11 protein-coding genes are annotated in these 15,128 nt (G+C 43.3%); 9 read left to right on the top strand and 2 right to left on the bottom strand.

Translation table 11 applies throughout. From position 1 onward, the window contains the following. Nucleotides 1-62 precede the first annotated feature (62 nt). From AB5217_RS00155 to AB5217_RS00125, 7 genes are read left to right on the top strand one after another with little or no spacing between them, the layout of a single operon-like run. Nucleotides 63-959, top strand: coding sequence for a calycin-like domain-containing protein (locus tag AB5217_RS00155; RefSeq protein WP_032845350.1), 897 nt, complete (start codon nucleotides 63-65; stop codon nucleotides 957-959). Between the two features lie 15 nt (nucleotides 960-974). After that, nucleotides 975-1,658, top strand: coding sequence for an HmuY family protein (locus AB5217_RS00150; protein WP_008651768.1), 684 nt, complete (start codon nucleotides 975-977; stop codon nucleotides 1,656-1,658). Further along, a complete protein-coding gene (locus tag AB5217_RS00145) occupies nucleotides 1,655-3,802 on the top strand; it encodes a TonB-dependent receptor (protein WP_004300147.1) in 2,148 nt (715 codons plus the stop codon). The genes AB5217_RS00150 and AB5217_RS00145 overlap by 4 nt, the downstream gene beginning before the upstream one ends. A 38-nt stretch (nucleotides 3,803-3,840) precedes the next feature. Beyond that, the gene (locus AB5217_RS00140) at nucleotides 3,841-8,259 is read left to right on the top strand and encodes a cobaltochelatase subunit CobN (RefSeq protein WP_004300148.1); all 4,419 of its coding nucleotides are present in this window, start codon (nucleotides 3,841-3,843) and stop codon (nucleotides 8,257-8,259) included. A gap of 6 nt (nucleotides 8,260-8,265) precedes the next feature. Continuing rightward, nucleotides 8,266-8,979 (top strand): hypothetical protein, encoded by a 714-nt coding sequence (locus AB5217_RS00135; protein ID WP_004300149.1) that lies wholly within the window; start codon nucleotides 8,266-8,268, stop codon nucleotides 8,977-8,979. An 8-nt stretch (nucleotides 8,980-8,987) separates the two neighbouring features. Further along, nucleotides 8,988-9,596, top strand: coding sequence for a MotA/TolQ/ExbB proton channel family protein (locus AB5217_RS00130; protein ID WP_004300150.1), 609 nt, complete (start codon nucleotides 8,988-8,990; stop codon nucleotides 9,594-9,596). Further along, a complete protein-coding gene (locus AB5217_RS00125; RefSeq protein ID WP_004300151.1) occupies nucleotides 9,583-9,921 on the top strand; it encodes a DUF2149 domain-containing protein in 339 nt (112 codons plus the stop codon). Before AB5217_RS00130 ends, AB5217_RS00125 begins: the two co-directional genes overlap by 14 nt. 583 nt (nucleotides 9,922-10,504) lie before the next feature. Here AB5217_RS00125 and AB5217_RS00120 read toward each other — a convergent pair. Both AB5217_RS00120 and AB5217_RS00115 read right to left on the bottom strand, forming a co-directional pair. After that, nucleotides 10,505-11,173, bottom strand: coding sequence for a bifunctional 4-hydroxy-2-oxoglutarate aldolase/2-dehydro-3-deoxy-phosphogluconate aldolase (locus AB5217_RS00120; RefSeq protein WP_004300153.1), 669 nt, complete (start codon nucleotides 11,171-11,173; stop codon nucleotides 10,505-10,507). A gap of 54 nt (nucleotides 11,174-11,227) precedes the next feature. Then, nucleotides 11,228-12,253, bottom strand: a complete 1,026-nt coding sequence (locus AB5217_RS00115) for a sugar kinase (protein ID WP_004300154.1) — start codon at nucleotides 12,251-12,253, stop codon at nucleotides 11,228-11,230. Nucleotides 12,254-12,506: 253 nt separating this feature from the next. Here AB5217_RS00115 and AB5217_RS00110 point away from each other — a divergent pair, with 253 nt between their 5' ends. Both AB5217_RS00110 and AB5217_RS00105 read left to right on the top strand, forming a co-directional pair. Beyond that, nucleotides 12,507-13,571, top strand: a complete 1,065-nt coding sequence (locus AB5217_RS00110) for a LacI family DNA-binding transcriptional regulator (protein ID WP_004300155.1) — start codon at nucleotides 12,507-12,509, stop codon at nucleotides 13,569-13,571. Nucleotides 13,572-13,601: 30 nt separating this feature from the next. Next, the gene (locus AB5217_RS00105) at nucleotides 13,602-15,092 is read left to right on the top strand and encodes a UxaA family hydrolase (RefSeq protein ID WP_004300156.1); all 1,491 of its coding nucleotides are present in this window, start codon (nucleotides 13,602-13,604) and stop codon (nucleotides 15,090-15,092) included. The last annotated feature ends 36 nt before the right edge of the window (nucleotides 15,093-15,128 follow it).

Below are 15,128 nucleotides of genomic sequence, written 5' to 3'. Positions count from 1 at the left end.
ATATATATCCCCGTAACTTTGCAGCTGGAAATTTAATTAATCATTATCTATCAAAATTAAGTATGAAAATCTTAAACTTTTGGATGGTTGCCCTTATGGCACTATCTCTTTCTTCTACTTTCGTTTCTTGTAGCGACAACGACGACGATGAACCTAACTTTGCCAAAGAAATAGCAGGAGCTTATAAAGGTTATTCAGTCGGCGCATGCAATATGTTCTCTGATTATTTGTTGGGTGATGAATCCACAGCAACAATCACTGCCAACGAAGATGGTACCATCAATTTAGTATATAAATCCGGATCTGGAGATTTCACTCTGAATAATTTAAAACTTTCTTCTAATAAGTCTTTCAGCGGTTCCGGTGAAGTTGCCATGTCTATGGGCGGCAGCACAGGCGGTAGCTACGACTACACATTAGAAGGTAGTGTAGATGGTTCTAAAGTGTTAAGTTTGAAAGCCAATGTTGATATTCCTGTACCTATGGGAAAAATGGAGATTGATTTCATACAAGGAGAAACTCCTGTTGGTTATTATATAAAAGATACTTATAAATACCAAACTAATTTATCTCTTTCAGTCACTACTCCAGGAGGAAATACCACTGAATCTACTGAGGATTGCAAAGTTATCATCGAAAACCCAACAGGCAGTACAGTAGATGTTACCATTAGCGGCTTCAATAACACAAGCGGTTCTATGAATTATTTTGAAAAGTTCACTGTAAAGGGAGTAAATGTTACTAAAGCAAACGACGGTAGTTACTCACTCAATATCGGTAGCTTTGAAGCAGACACCCAAAAGACTACAGGAGAAATTCTGGCAATCACCGGTACGAGTTTAAGTGGTACAGTTAAGTCAGACGGAACAACTACTATTACTGTAGTTTTTAAACCAGGAAGTATGCCATGGGACATTACAGCAGATTTTACTGGAAGCAATACTAACAGCGCACAATAAACGATTAAATAAGCAATGAAAAGAAGCAGGAACGCTATTTTCAAATATACTATAGTACTGGGAGCGGCAATGTCGCTCTCTGCTTGTAATGGAATATTTGAAAATATTTATGATGCCCCCATCGAAACGGAGATGGAAATCAAGGAGAATAGCTTTTCACAAGTCAAGACTGTTGAATATACAGAATGGGCCTACATTAACCTTTCGGAACGTACGGTTACCACCGTTAAAATCGGAGAGGAATATGAGAGTCAAATTCCTGATAAGTGGGATTTCGCTATTCATCGTTATGATATAAAAACCAACGAGGGTGCTACCTACAAAACAACTTACACAAGTATCGACGAGTTTAAAGCAACAGGTAAACTGCCTAAAGCGGAAGATTTTGTAGAAGATGAATGGACAACCGATAAAATAGCTATTGACATGTCGGGCATGATGGACGGAAACATTATCTACACAGAGTCTTACCGTAATACTGTTCTTTCCAGCTGGCTGGACGTTAATACCGCAACGATGCCTCCGGTATACACCATGTCAAACCAAGTTTTTTTGATACGTTTGAAAGACAATACATACGCCGCGATCCGTTTTACCAACTACATGAATGCCAGAGGTATAAAAGGATATATTGACTTCGATTTCCAGTATCCGCTTGAGTTCGAGGACAACAACAATGAAACCAATCAACAAGAATGAAACCTACATTTATAATATCATTATTGCTTTTTTCATTTATAGCAACTTGCACCACATTAGCACAACACTCAACTTATCACATCAGCGGACGTGTAACTGATACAGAAGGGGAACCTCTCCCCGGTGCAACGATTTCCATCAAAGGTAAAGGAACCGGAGCCGTCACATCCGTCGACGGCACATATACATTACAACTCCCCGGAACCGGTACATACCTCATCACCGCCTCGTATGTAGGCTATCAGCCACAAGAAAAAAGACTGACTGTAGGGAAAGAGAAAAGACTAAGTTTCCGCTTATCGGAAGATCAGTTTGACCTGGGAACAGTGGTTGTCACAGGTACACGTACTCCCAAATTACTGAAAGATGCTCCTATCATCACTCGTGTAATCACAGCAGACGATATAAAGAAGGTAGATGCAACCAACGTAGGACAATTATTACAATCGGAACTGCCGGGCATTGAATTTTCCTATTCAATGGATCAGCAGGTTTCTATCAATATGCAGGGATTCGGAGGAAACTCTGTACTCTTCCTGGTAGATGGCGAACGTCTGGCAGGGGAAACTTTAAACAACGTCGACTACAACCGATTGAACCTCGATAACGTGGAACGGGTAGAAATTGTAAAAGGGGCTGCCTCTACTCTCTATGGTTCCAGTGCAGTAGGTGGCGTAATCAACATCATCACCCGTGATTCCGAGGACCCATGGAATTTAAATGTAAACAGCCGCTTCGGTGAACATAACGACCAACGATATGGCGGAACTTTCAGTTTCAAAGCCGGTAAATTCAACAGCCAGACGAATGTGCAACATACAATGTCCGATTCTTACGACGTACCGGAAGGAGATGTGACAACCATCTTCGGAAACCGCACATGGAATGTGAAAGAACGTCTTGTTTACAGACCGATTGAACAGTTGAAACTGACTGCACGCGGAGGTTATTATTTCCGCGAACGGGATAAGACCGGAGACAGCAAAGACCGTTATCGTGATTTCAGCGGAGGTCTGAAAGCCAACTATGATTTCAACATCATGAGTAATCTGGAAGTTGCCTATACATTCGACCAATATGATAAAAGTGATTATCTGACCCCATACAAATACGATGTCCGTGATTACAGCAATGTGCAACATAGCGTACGCGCACTCTACAATTACACCTTCAACGATAAAAACATTCTGACCGTAGGAGGAGATTATATGCGTGACTATCTATTGTCTTATCAATTTACCAACAATGGAAGTTATACCATGCACTCGGCAGATGCATTCGGACAGTTCGACTGGAACCCGACCGAACATTTCAACGTAATCAGCGGGGTACGTTTCGACTATTTCTCACAATCTAACGTACGTCATATATCTCCGCACATCGGACTGATGTACAAAATAGCCAACTGCTCCCTCCGTGGCTCATACTCACAGGGATTCCGCTCTCCTACCCTCAAAGAAATGTATATGAACTTCGACATGGCAAATGCCATGATGATTTATGGTAATCCCGACCTGAAATCGGAGACGAGCCACAACTTCTCGCTCTCGGCGGAATATACCAAGAACCGTTACAATTTTACCGTTTCAGGATATTACAACCTTGTCAATGACCGGATCGACCTGACTTCATTCCGCGACACTGACGGAAGATGGGCACAGCTATATATCAATACAGAGAAAGTAGACATCGCCGGTGTGGATATCAACGCCTCCGCCAAATATCCTTGTGGTCTGGGAATACGTGTTTCTTACGGATACCTCCACGAGTTTATGCGCGACGGACAAATGAAATTCTCCAGTACCCGCCCACATTCAGCGACCGCACGTATCGAATACGGCAAATCATGGGATAATTATCAATTCAATCTTTCCCTGAACGGACGTGCGTTATCCAAAGTAGAAACCAATAAATATGTGGGCAATAATCCGGATGAAGGGACTACCGGAGTGACTTATCCGGGATATACGATGTGGAACCTGACGTTGACACAAGGGATCTGGAAAGGAGTCAGCCTGAATATGGCCGTCAACAACATATTTAATTATGTTCCGAGCTATTATGACGCAAACTCTCCTTATACCCGGGGAAGCAACTTCTCCATCGGACTTGCATTAGACGTAGACAGGTTCTTCAGAAAATAGAAAAGATAAAACTACATACAAAGCTAAAAATAAGAGAAATGAAAAAGAAAAGTAAAATCATCTTAGGTGTATGCATCGTTGCTGCAGCTCTGATAGGGATGTCCGTATGGAATACCTGGTTCAGTCCTACAAAGATTGCTTTCATCAACTTCCAGACCATACAGCAGGGAAGTATATCGAAAGCCAACGACAATTCATCCATCAAACTCAGTGAGGTATCGCTCGACAACCTCGACCGTCTGACCGGTTACGACATGGTATTCATCAACGGAATGGGTCTGCATATCGTCGAGGAACAACGTCAACAGATACAACAGGCTGCCGACAAAGGTATTCCTGTATATACTTCCATGGCTACCAACCCGGCCAACAACATTTGTAATCTGGACAGCGTACAACAGAATCTGATACGAGGTTATCTGACTAATGGAGGAAAGACCAACTACCGGAATATGCTGAATTATATCCGTAAAGCTATTGACGGTAAAATCTCTTCCATACCGGAAGTGGAAGACCCGGCAGAAAGACCCAGCGACATGCTCTATCACGCCGGACTCACCAACCCGGATGATGAACTGGAGTTCCTCACCGTGGCAGATTATGAGAAATTCATGAAGGACAACCGTCTTTATAAAGAAGGAGCACGTAAAATCATGATAACCGGACAAATGGCTGATGCCACCGGACTTATTGAGGCTCTTGAAAAAGAAGGTTACAATGTTTATCCGGTTCAGTCAATGACGAAATTCATGTCATTTATTGACGAAGTGCAGCCAAACGCAATCATCAACATGGCACACGGACGCATGGGAGACAAAATGGTGGATTATCTGAAAGCTAAGAATATCCTCTTGTTTGCTCCGCTCACCATCAACAGCCTGGTAGACGAATGGGAGAAAGATCCGATGGGAATGGCAGGAGGATTTATGTCACAAAGTATCGTGACTCCAGAAATTGACGGTGCCATCCGTCCTTTCGCTCTCTTTGCACAATATGAGGATGAAGAAGGATTGCGCCATTCGTATGCAGTACCTGAACGCTTGAAGACTTTCGTATCCACAATCAATAATTATTTGAATCTGAATACTAAGCCGAACAGCGAGAAGAAGGTAGCTATCTACTATTATAAAGGTCCGGGGCAAAATGCATTGACCGCTGCCGGTATGGAGGTGGTTCCTTCCCTATACAATCTTCTGGTCCGCATGAAACAGGAAGGATACAACATATCCGGTCTGCCTGCAAATGCTGAAGAACTGGGTAAAATGATACAGGCTCAAGGCGCTGTGTTCAACTCTTACGCAGAGGGAGCCTTTAATGACTTTATGCAAAAAGGACATCCCGAACTTATCACCAAAGATCAATATGAAAGTTGGGTGAAAAAGTCACTCCGCCCTGAAAAATATCAGGAAGTGGTGGATGCTTTCGGCGAATTCCCCGGCAACTATATGGCGACTAACGACGGTAAATTGGGTATTGCCCGTCTGCAATTCGGGAATGTAGTCTTAATGCCACAAAATGCAGCCGGAAGTGGTGACAACTCCTTCCAAGTGATTCATGGCACTAATATGGCACCTCCTCATACCTATATTGCTTCCTATCTATGGATGCAACATGGCTTCAAGGCTGACGCACTGATCCATTTCGGTACACACGGAAGTCTTGAATTTACTCCCAAAAAACAAGTGGCATTGTGCAGCAACGACTGGCCGGATCGCCTGGTAGGGGCAGTTCCGCACTTCTACATCTATTCCATCGGTAATGTTGGAGAAGGGATGATGGCTAAACGTCGTTCTTACGCAACTATACAATCATACCTCACTCCTCCTTTCCTTGAAAGCAGCGTACGCGGTATTTATCGGGAGTTGATGGAAAAAATCAAGATTTACAATAACTCTCAAAAAGAGAATAAAGATCAAGAATCATTAGCGATCAAAACGCTGACTGTGAAGATGGGAATTCACCGTGATTTAGGTTTGGACAGCATTGCCAACAAACCATATACAGAAGATGAAATCGCCCGGGTAGAAAACTTCGCTGAAGAACTGGCTACCGAGAAAATCACGGGGCAACTCTATACAATGGGAGTTCCTTATGAACCGGAACGGATCACTTCTTCCGTCTATGCAATGGCTACAGAACCTATCGCATACAGTCTGCTGGCTCTTGACAAGCAGCGTGGCAAAGCGACAGATGCCGTCAGCAAGCATCGCAGCCTTTTTACACAACAGTATTTGACCCCTGCCCGTCAGTTGGTAGAAAAGCTAATTGCCAATCCTTCACTAGCCACGGATGAACTGATTTGCCGTACAGCTGGCATCACACCGCAAGAACTTGCCAAAGCACGTCAGATAGAAGCCGAACGCAATGCTCCGAAAGGTATGATGGCAATGATGATGGCTGCATCTGCAAAGAATGAAAATGCTGATAAAGAGAAATCCGGCAAGGATCATCCGGCTATGTCAGGCAAAGGAAAAACTCCTCATAGCAATATGCCTGACAGCATGAAGGAAGCCATGAAAAAGATGGGTGCCAATATGGACCCCGAAAAAGCTATGGAAATGGCTAAATCTATGGGAGCAAATCCCGAAGCTCTGAAAAAGATGGAAGCTGCCATGAAATCCAACAAGGATAAAGAGCAGCCTGCCGGGTCTTCAGATAAACACGGGTCTTCAGATAAACAGATGAAAGGCTCCAAACAAGAAAAACCGAAAGGCATGTCAGCCATGATGGCCGCTATGGGGAAAGCGACGAAAGAATACAGCAAAGAAGAGATTGAACTAGCACTTGCCGTAGCGGAAGTAGAACGTACAATCAAGAATGTAGGTAATTATAAAAATGCACTCATGACAAGTCCCGAAGAGGAACTAAACAGTCTGCTCAATGCATTGAAAGGCGGATACACCGCTCCTACTCCGGGCGGTGACCCAATAGCTAATCCGAACGCTTTGCCTACCGGACGTAATATGTATGCTATCAATGCCGAAGCAACTCCGACAGAATCTGCTTGGGAAAAGGGTATTGCTTTAGCTAAACAAACAATTGATACCTACAAACAACGTCATAATGATTCTATTCCACGCAAAGTAAGTTATACGCTCTGGTCTTCCGAATTTATTGAAACTGGCGGAGCTACTATTGCCCAAGTTCTTTATATGCTGGGAGTAGAACCCGTCCGTGACGCATTCGGTCGTGTCAGCGATTTGAAACTGATTCCTTCAGCCGAACTGGGACGTCCACGTATCGACGTAGTGGTCCAGACTTCCGGACAACTCCGTGATATCGCCGCTTCCCGCCTCTTCCTGATTAACCGTGCAGTAGAAATGGCTGCGACAGCGAAAGACGACAAGTTTGAAAATCAGGTAGCCGCCAGTGTGATAGAAGCTGAAAGAGTGCTGACTGAAAAAGGTGTCAGTCCGAAAGATGCACGCGAGATGGCTTCTTTCCGAGTATTCGGAGGTGCTAATGGCATGTATGGTACAGGAATTCAGGGAATGGTGGAATCCGGCGACCGTTGGGAAAGTGAATCGGAAATCGCAGATACTTACCTCAACAATATGGGAGCCTTCTACGGTGACGAAAAACACTGGGAAGTCTTTCAGAAATTTGCTTTTGAAGCAGCATTGAACAGTACTGATGTTGTCGTTCAGCCCCGCCAAAGCAACACTTGGGGAGCATTGAGCCTCGACCACGTATATGAATTCATGGGAGGTATGAATCTTGCCGTACGCAATGTTACCGGTAAAGACCCGGACGCTTATCTTAGCGACTACCGGAACCGCAACAACATGAAAATGCAGGAACTTAAAGAAGCAGTCGGTGTAGAAAGCCGTACAACGATTCTGAATCCTACCTATATCAAAGAGAAAATGAAAGGCGGTGCTTCTGCAGCAAGCGAGGTTGCCCAGACTGTAACCAATACGTATGGCTGGAACGTGATGAAACCTGCCGCTATCGACAAGGAACTTTGGGATAATATATATGATGTATATGTCAAAGACGAATACAAACTGAATGTAAAAGACTTCTTTGAAAAACAGAATCCCGCAGCTTTACAGGAAGTGACTGCCGTTATGATGGAAACTGCCCGCAAAGGATATTGGAAAGCTTCTCCGGAACAACTCTCCAATATTGCCAAACTGCATACAGACCTTGTCAGACAATTCGGTCCTTCGGGCAGCGGATTTACCGGAGACAATGCCAAATTACAGCAGTTCATCGCCTCTCAAGTAGATGCGCAAACCGCAGCCAACTACAACAAGGAACTGAAACAAATGAAACAAGCCACCCTGGACGGAGAAGCGACCAAAGGAGGCATGGTATTGAAGAAACAATCGAGCGATGCCGTACAAGGGGCACAGGAAGAGCAAAATTCTTTGAATGGAGGCCTTATCACAGGTATTGTTCTGGTAGCATTTGTTGTCATGTTGCTAATACTTAAAAAGAAACGGAAAAAGTAATGTAATATGGAGTTAATCATTCACATATTAATGCTGTTTATCGTGATTAACTGCAGTTTCAAACTCAGTTTCTGGAAACTTTGGCAAACCGTAATATACAGCCTGATAGCCGGTCTTTTTGTAGCCGGCACCTGGCAGTATGCTATTCTCCAGTCAAAGACACAGATTGCTGATTATCTGCAGAACACGGAAGCATTGCAAAACATGGCTATTATCATAACGCTTGAGTCAGCACTCTGCTTCGGCTATTGCGTGGCTTTCCTGCGCGGACTTTATGGTAAGAAGAATTTATGGTGGGCGGAATTACTTCGCTGGTATCCCAGCTTGTTGCTCTTCCCCGTATTATTCTACTATCTCACAGAAGCTATCTTCCGGTTACCTGGCGTAGACTTTTCAGTGACAGCCTGGTCACTTGCAGGGATAGTGGTTATCGCCATCCCATTATTAAGCCGGCTGATGAAGTATCTTGTACCCGAAGACGATCTCCGGTTGGAAGTTCATTTCCTTGTCAGCTTATTCATCTGTATCCTCGGACTACTGACCACTGTCAATGGGAAAACGACCTATGCCGCCACCGAAGAGGCGCTCAACTGGAAAGCGATTATCTTGTCCATCGGTCTGTTCGTTGTCCTGTTTCTCATTGGATTTGCCTGGAACAAGCTGAAATGGCCTTTATTACAACGTAAAGAATTAAAAAAAAGAAGTAAAATCAATCAATAAAATATTATATGGAACTCATCTCTAAACTTTTATTCTGGGTAGCGAACAGTTTACTTATACCCGATATCATTATTTTGCTGTGCCTGTTCGTTCGTTCACTTATTTTGATCGGAGGCACCTACAACATGTACATGACCAAACGTAAAAATGACAAAGCACTGGACCAACTCATTAAAGATGCACGGATAGACGATCTGAAAGCAGCTTTACCCGACAAAGACAATTCACTATATATGGGTTATCTCCGCGATCTGCTCTACCATCCGGCCAGTGCAGATTACTCTGACTTCCTGATAACAAAATTCGAGAATGAAGCAGAGAAAGATGTGTCTCTTTCTAAAATGCTGGCTAAGATAGGTCCGGTTCTCGGATTGATAGGAACATTGATTTCCATGAGTCCGGCACTTGTGGGACTTTCTACAGGAGATATCTCCGGAATGGCATATAATATGCAGGTAGTATTTGCAACGACTGTTGTAGGTTTGGTTATTAGTGCTGTGGGACTGATATCCATGCAGTTCAAACAACGTTGGTATGCCAAAGATGTCAACAACCTCGATTATGTATCAAGAGTATTAAACGAAACAACCGGAGAGTCCAATAATGAAAAGAAATAGAAGAGTCAGCAAATTCCTCAAAGAAGAGGATACCGACCCGCTAAGTGTAGTAGTAAACTTGTTCGACGTAGCGATGGTATTTGCCGTGGCATTGATGGTAGCAATGGTGATGCACATGAATATGACGGAAGTTTTCGGACAGGAAGATTTCACCATCGTGAAGAATCCTGGTAAAGAAAATATGGAAATCATCTCCAAGGAAGGAAAGAAAATCAACACTTACAAGCCTTCCGGTCAGAAAGAGGAGGATTCAGGGAAAAGAGGAAGAAAAGTAGGGATAGCCTACGAACTGGATAACGGTGAGATTATTTATGTTCCGGAATAACCATTAAAAGTATATTTCCTACCAATAATCAATAGTATCGGGCAGGACAATCCTATTCAGGCATTGTCTGCCCTTTATTTCTTTCATTTTACATTGATAACTATCAGAACAAAACATGGTTTCTTCTTTATCAAAACCCGACAAAAGACACACACATTATCGCAGAAATCTACTAATCATCTGCCTGTTATTAGGTATCGTTCTCATTACTTTCTGCTTTTTGCTTTGCCAGCACGACAGTCAGGATATGGACTGCGATTGCTTAAGATGCCTGTTAAGTACTCCTCCCCAGGAGGGAGAGTATCTCTACAACCGTTATCTGCTCCTCATCAGTGTTCTCTGCTTCTTGTTAATATTCCTGCCCATTTATATATTCGAACATCGACAACATATAAAAAGGAAATAAAAAAACAAGCCACCGAAATGAGTCACTCATTCCGATGGCCTATCCCCTTTAAACACCTTTAAACAAAATGAAAATATACCTCATATACTAACTAAACTAACTAACCCTCGAGGCATATTTTAAAAGAGACTGTCGCATCAACCTCTTTTTATTATAGATAGCTTTCGCTCTCTAATCTTATTTACGAGCTTCAGCAATATAGCCGAGAGCTTCTTCACATTTTGCAGTTACATAAGCCCAGTCTTCTGCTGCTACCTTATCTTTCGGGAACAGTTTAGAGCCCATACCTACGCAGAATACACCGGCTTTAATCCATGCAGTCAGGTTTTCTTTAGTAGGTTCTACTCCACCTGTTACCATCAGCTTAGACCATGGCATCGGAGCCATCAAACCTTTCACGAAGTTAGTTCCGTAAACATCACCCGGGAATACTTTGCAAAGATCGCAACCTACTTCCTGCGCAAAACCAACTTCTGACACAGAACCACATCCCGGAGTATAAGCTACCGAGCGACGGTTACATACCTTAGCAATTTCAGGGTTGAACAACGGACCTACCACGAAGTTAGCACCCAGTTGCAGGTACATAGCAGCAGTAGCCGGATCAACGATAGAACCGATACCGATTGCCATTTCAGGGCATTCTTTTGCTGCGAATTTAACGATTTCAGCAAATACTTCCTGTGCAAAGTCACCACGGTTTGTGAATTCGAAAGCACGAACACCACCGTCATAACAAGCCTTTACTACTTTCTTTGCAACTTCTGCATCTTTGTGATAGAATACAGGAACCATTCCTGTAGAGCCGATCTTATTCAATACGGCTATTTTATCGAATTTTGCCATCTTATTATTTACTATTTAAATGAATTGATTTTCTTTACTTTTCAACTCTCCAAATTATCTCTGTACGCGACCGCTTGCGTCACCACCAGCCAATGCTTCTACTTCTTCTACAGAAACAAGGTTGAAGTCACCATTGATAGTATGTTTCAATGCAGATGCAGCAACAGCGAATTCAAGAGCAGCACCCTGATTAGGTTTAGTCATCAAACCATGGATAATACCGCCGGAGAAAGAGTCACCACCACCTACACGGTCGATAATCGGATCGATATCATAACGCTTTGAAGTATAGAATTCTTCTCCGTTGTAGATCATCGCTTTCCAACCGTTGTGAGTAGCAGAGAAAGATTCGCGCAAAGTAGAAACTACATATTTGAATCCGAATTCTTTCATCATCTGCTGGAAGATACCTTTGTAACCTTCAGCATCTGTGTGACCAGCCTCAACGTCAGCATCCGGCTTGAAGCCCAAACAAAGTTCTGCATCTTCTTCGTTACCGATACATACGTCTACAAACTGCATCAACGGTTTCATGATAGACTGTGCTTTTTCTTTAGTCCACAGTTTCTTACGGAAGTTCAAGTCAACAGAAACAGTTACACCGTGACGTTTTGCAGCTTCACAAGCCAGACGAGTCAACTCGGCAGCCTTGTCAGAGATAGCCGGAGTGATACCAGACCAGTGGAACCAGTCAGCACCTTCCATGATTGCATCAAAATCGAAATCAGCAGCGTCAGCTTCAGCAATAGCAGAGTGAGCACGGTCATAAATAACCTTGCTAGGACGCATAGAAGCACCAGTTTCCAAGTAGTAGATACCTACACGGTCGCCACCACGAGCAATAAAGTCTGTCTTAACACCATATTTACGCAATGCGTTAACAGCAGACTGTCCAATTTCATGTTTCGGCAATTTAGTTACGAAATAGGCCTCATGTCCGTAATTGGCACAGCTTACTGCAACGTTAGCTTCTCCACCACCATATACTACATCAAAAGAATCAGATTGAACAAAACGAGTATTACCCGGAGTTGATAATCTAAGCATGATTTCGCCTAATGTAACGACTTTCTTTCCCATAATCTTATGTTTCAATTTCTAAGTTATTAATATTATGAACTTTCAATTTATCATTCCAGCCCCATTTCAAGGGTTAACACATTGATTATATGAATATTAATATATAACATAACTAATATCACATACCTTTCGTGTGCGGGCACAAAGATACAACAATTTTCGTAATTACAAAAATTGTTATATATTTGTATCGAAAATATTAAGATTATTATTGTGTGCGAGCACAAAAACCTATATAAATAAAGGTTATCGTATGAATAAATTGCCCGAAAGGATCAGGATCAAAGACATCGCCCGTCTGGCAGATGTATCAGTGGGAACAGTAGACCGCGTTATCCATGGACGTAGCGGAGTGTCGGAAGCCAGCAAGAAACGCGTAGAAGAAATTCTGAAGCAGCTTGACTACCAGCCCAACATGTACGCCAGTGCTTTGGCTTCTAATAAGAAGTATACGTTTATCTGTCTGCTGCCGGAGCATCTGGAAGGCGAATACTGGACAGCGGTAGAAACCGGTATCCACGAAGCTATTGCCACTTATTCGGATTTCAATACTTCGGTGAAAATCAACTATTACGATCCATACGATTATCATTCATTCGTCAACGCCAGTGAAGCCATCCTGGCCCTGCAGCCGGACGGAGTGATGGTAGCTCCTACCGCTCCGCAATATACGAAAGGATTCACCGATCAGTTGCAGGCACTGGATATACCTTATATATATATAGACTCCAATATTAAAGAGGTTCCTCCCCTCGCCTTCTTTGGTCAGAACTCACGTCAAAGCGGATATTTCGCTGCTCGAATGATGATGTTACTGGCACGGGAGGAAAAGGAAATTGTGATTTTCCGCAAAATACATGAAGGAATTGTAGGATCTAATCAGCAGGAGAACAGAGAAATCGGTTTTAGGCAGTACATGAAAGAACATCATCCGTCTTGTACTATACTGGAACTTGACTTGCATGCCGAACGCAACGACGAAGATAACGAGATGCTGGACGAATTCTTCCGCACTTATCCGATGGTTAAGAACGGAATCACTTTCAACTCTAAAGCCTACATCGTTGGCGAGTACCTGCAAAGCCGTGGAAAGAAAGACTTCAATCTGATAGGCTATGACCTTCTGGAACGGAATGTCACCTGCCTGAAAGAAGGAAGTATCTCCTTCCTCATCGCCCAGCAGCCGGAACTGCAAGGAGCCAATGGCATCAAAGCTCTATGCGATCATCTTATTTTCAAGAAAGAAGTGACTCGTATCAACTATATGCCCATTGATCTGTTAACAGTAGAGACAATAGACTATTACCATAGCAAATAACAACAAAGTACAACTTTACAAGTACATTACATGGAAACAAAGTATTTAAGAATTAATCCTGCCGACAACGTCGCCGTTGCCATTGTTAACCTCCCGGCAGGAGAGCATCTTTCTGTAGATGGCATTGAGATTACATTGAATGAAGACATTCCTGTGGGACATAAATTCGCATTGAAGAACTTTGCTGAAGGCGAAAATGTAATCAAGTACGGTTACCCTATCGGACATGCACGGATGGCAAAGAAACAGGGTGACTGGATGAACGAAACGAACATCAAAACCAACCTCGCCGGATTGTTGGACTATACTTACAACCCGATTCAGGTTTCTTTGGATATTCCTCATAAAGATCTTACATTCAAAGGTTATCGTCGCAAAAACGGTGATGTAGGGGTAAGAAACGAAATATGGATTATCCCGACGGTAGGTTGCGTAAACGGTATCATCGGTCAACTGGCCGAAGGACTTCGTCGCGAAACTGAAGGTAAGGGAGTGGATGCCATTGTCGCTTTCCCACACAACTACGGTTGCTCACAACTTGGTGACGACCACGAAAATACGAAAAAGATTCTTCGTGACATGGTGCTTCATCCCAATGCAGGTGCTGTATTGGTAGTAGGCTTAGGATGTGAGAATAACCAGCCGGATGTATTCCGTGAGTTCCTGGGCGAGTTTGATGAAGACCGTGTGAAGTTCATGGTTACTCAAAAGGTAGGTGACGAATACGAAGAAGGAATGGAAATCCTCCGTGATTTGTATGCAAAGGCTTCTAAAGATGAACGTACCGATGTTCCTTTGTCCGAACTACGCGTGGGATTGAAATGCGGTGGATCCGATGGTTTCTCCGGCATTACGGCAAACCCGCTATTGGGTATGTTCTCCGATTTCCTGATTGCACAGGGAGGTACAAGCGTATTGACTGAAGTTCCGGAAATGTTCGGTGCAGAAACAATCCTGATGAACCGTTGTAAAAACGAAGAGCTGTTTGAACAGACTGTCCATCTGATTAATGACTTCAAAGAATACTTCCTGTCACATGGAGAGCCTGTAGGTGAAAATCCTTCTCCGGGCAACAAAGCCGGTGGTATCTCTACTCTGGAAGAAAAAGCACTGGGATGTACCCAGAAATGTGGAAAGAGTTATGTATCCGGCGTAATGCCTTACGGCGAACGTTTACAGAAAAAAGGACTCAACCTGCTTTCTGCTCCGGGCAATGACCTGGTTGCAGCCACTACTCTTGCAGCAAGTGGATGTCACATGGTACTTTTCACCACCGGACGCGGTACTCCTTTCGGCACTTTTGTTCCGACCATGAAGATTTCCACCAATTCAACCCTGGCTAAAAACAAACCGGGATGGATTGACTTCAACGCCGGTGTGATCGTAGAAAACGAACCGATGGAAAAGACTTGTGAACGCTTCATTGATTATATCATCAAAGTGGCAAGCGGTGAATTCGTAAACAACGAAAAGAAAGGCTATCGCGAAATTGCTATCTTTAAAACAGGGGTAACCTTGTAAACAGGTCGCTATCTGATACAACAAATATATCGAAGA

Origin of the sequence: Bacteroides sp. MSSM.1001136sp1_RTP21357st2_D2_RTP21359_211015, from assembly GCF_040913205.1 — a bacterium.
Lineage (GTDB): Bacteria > Bacteroidota > Bacteroidia > Bacteroidales > Bacteroidaceae > Bacteroides > Bacteroides ovatus.
Note: the sequence above shows the minus strand (reverse complement) of the source record. Positions and strands in the feature narration are given on the sequence as shown.

Coding starts and splice junctions, on each gene's coding strand:
- AB5217_RS00150 (WP_008651768.1), top strand. CDS start 975: ATGAAAAGAAGCAGGAACGCTATTTTCAAATATACTATAGTACTGGGA.
- AB5217_RS00130 (WP_004300150.1), top strand. CDS start 8,988: ATGGAACTCATCTCTAAACTTTTATTCTGGGTAGCGAACAGTTTACTT.
- AB5217_RS00115 (WP_004300154.1), bottom strand. CDS start 12,253: ATGGGAAAGAAAGTCGTTACATTAGGCGAAATCATGCTTAGATTATCA.
- AB5217_RS00145 (WP_004300147.1), top strand. CDS start 1,655: ATGAAACCTACATTTATAATATCATTATTGCTTTTTTCATTTATAGCA.
- AB5217_RS00105 (WP_004300156.1), top strand. CDS start 13,602: ATGGAAACAAAGTATTTAAGAATTAATCCTGCCGACAACGTCGCCGTT.
- AB5217_RS00125 (WP_004300151.1), top strand. CDS start 9,583: ATGAAAAGAAATAGAAGAGTCAGCAAATTCCTCAAAGAAGAGGATACC.
- AB5217_RS00120 (WP_004300153.1), bottom strand. CDS start 11,173: ATGGCAAAATTCGATAAAATAGCCGTATTGAATAAGATCGGCTCTACA.
- AB5217_RS00135 (WP_004300149.1), top strand. CDS start 8,266: ATGGAGTTAATCATTCACATATTAATGCTGTTTATCGTGATTAACTGC.
- AB5217_RS00140 (WP_004300148.1), top strand. CDS start 3,841: ATGAAAAAGAAAAGTAAAATCATCTTAGGTGTATGCATCGTTGCTGCA.
- AB5217_RS00110 (WP_004300155.1), top strand. CDS start 12,507: ATGAATAAATTGCCCGAAAGGATCAGGATCAAAGACATCGCCCGTCTG.
- AB5217_RS00155 (WP_032845350.1), top strand. CDS start 63: ATGAAAATCTTAAACTTTTGGATGGTTGCCCTTATGGCACTATCTCTT.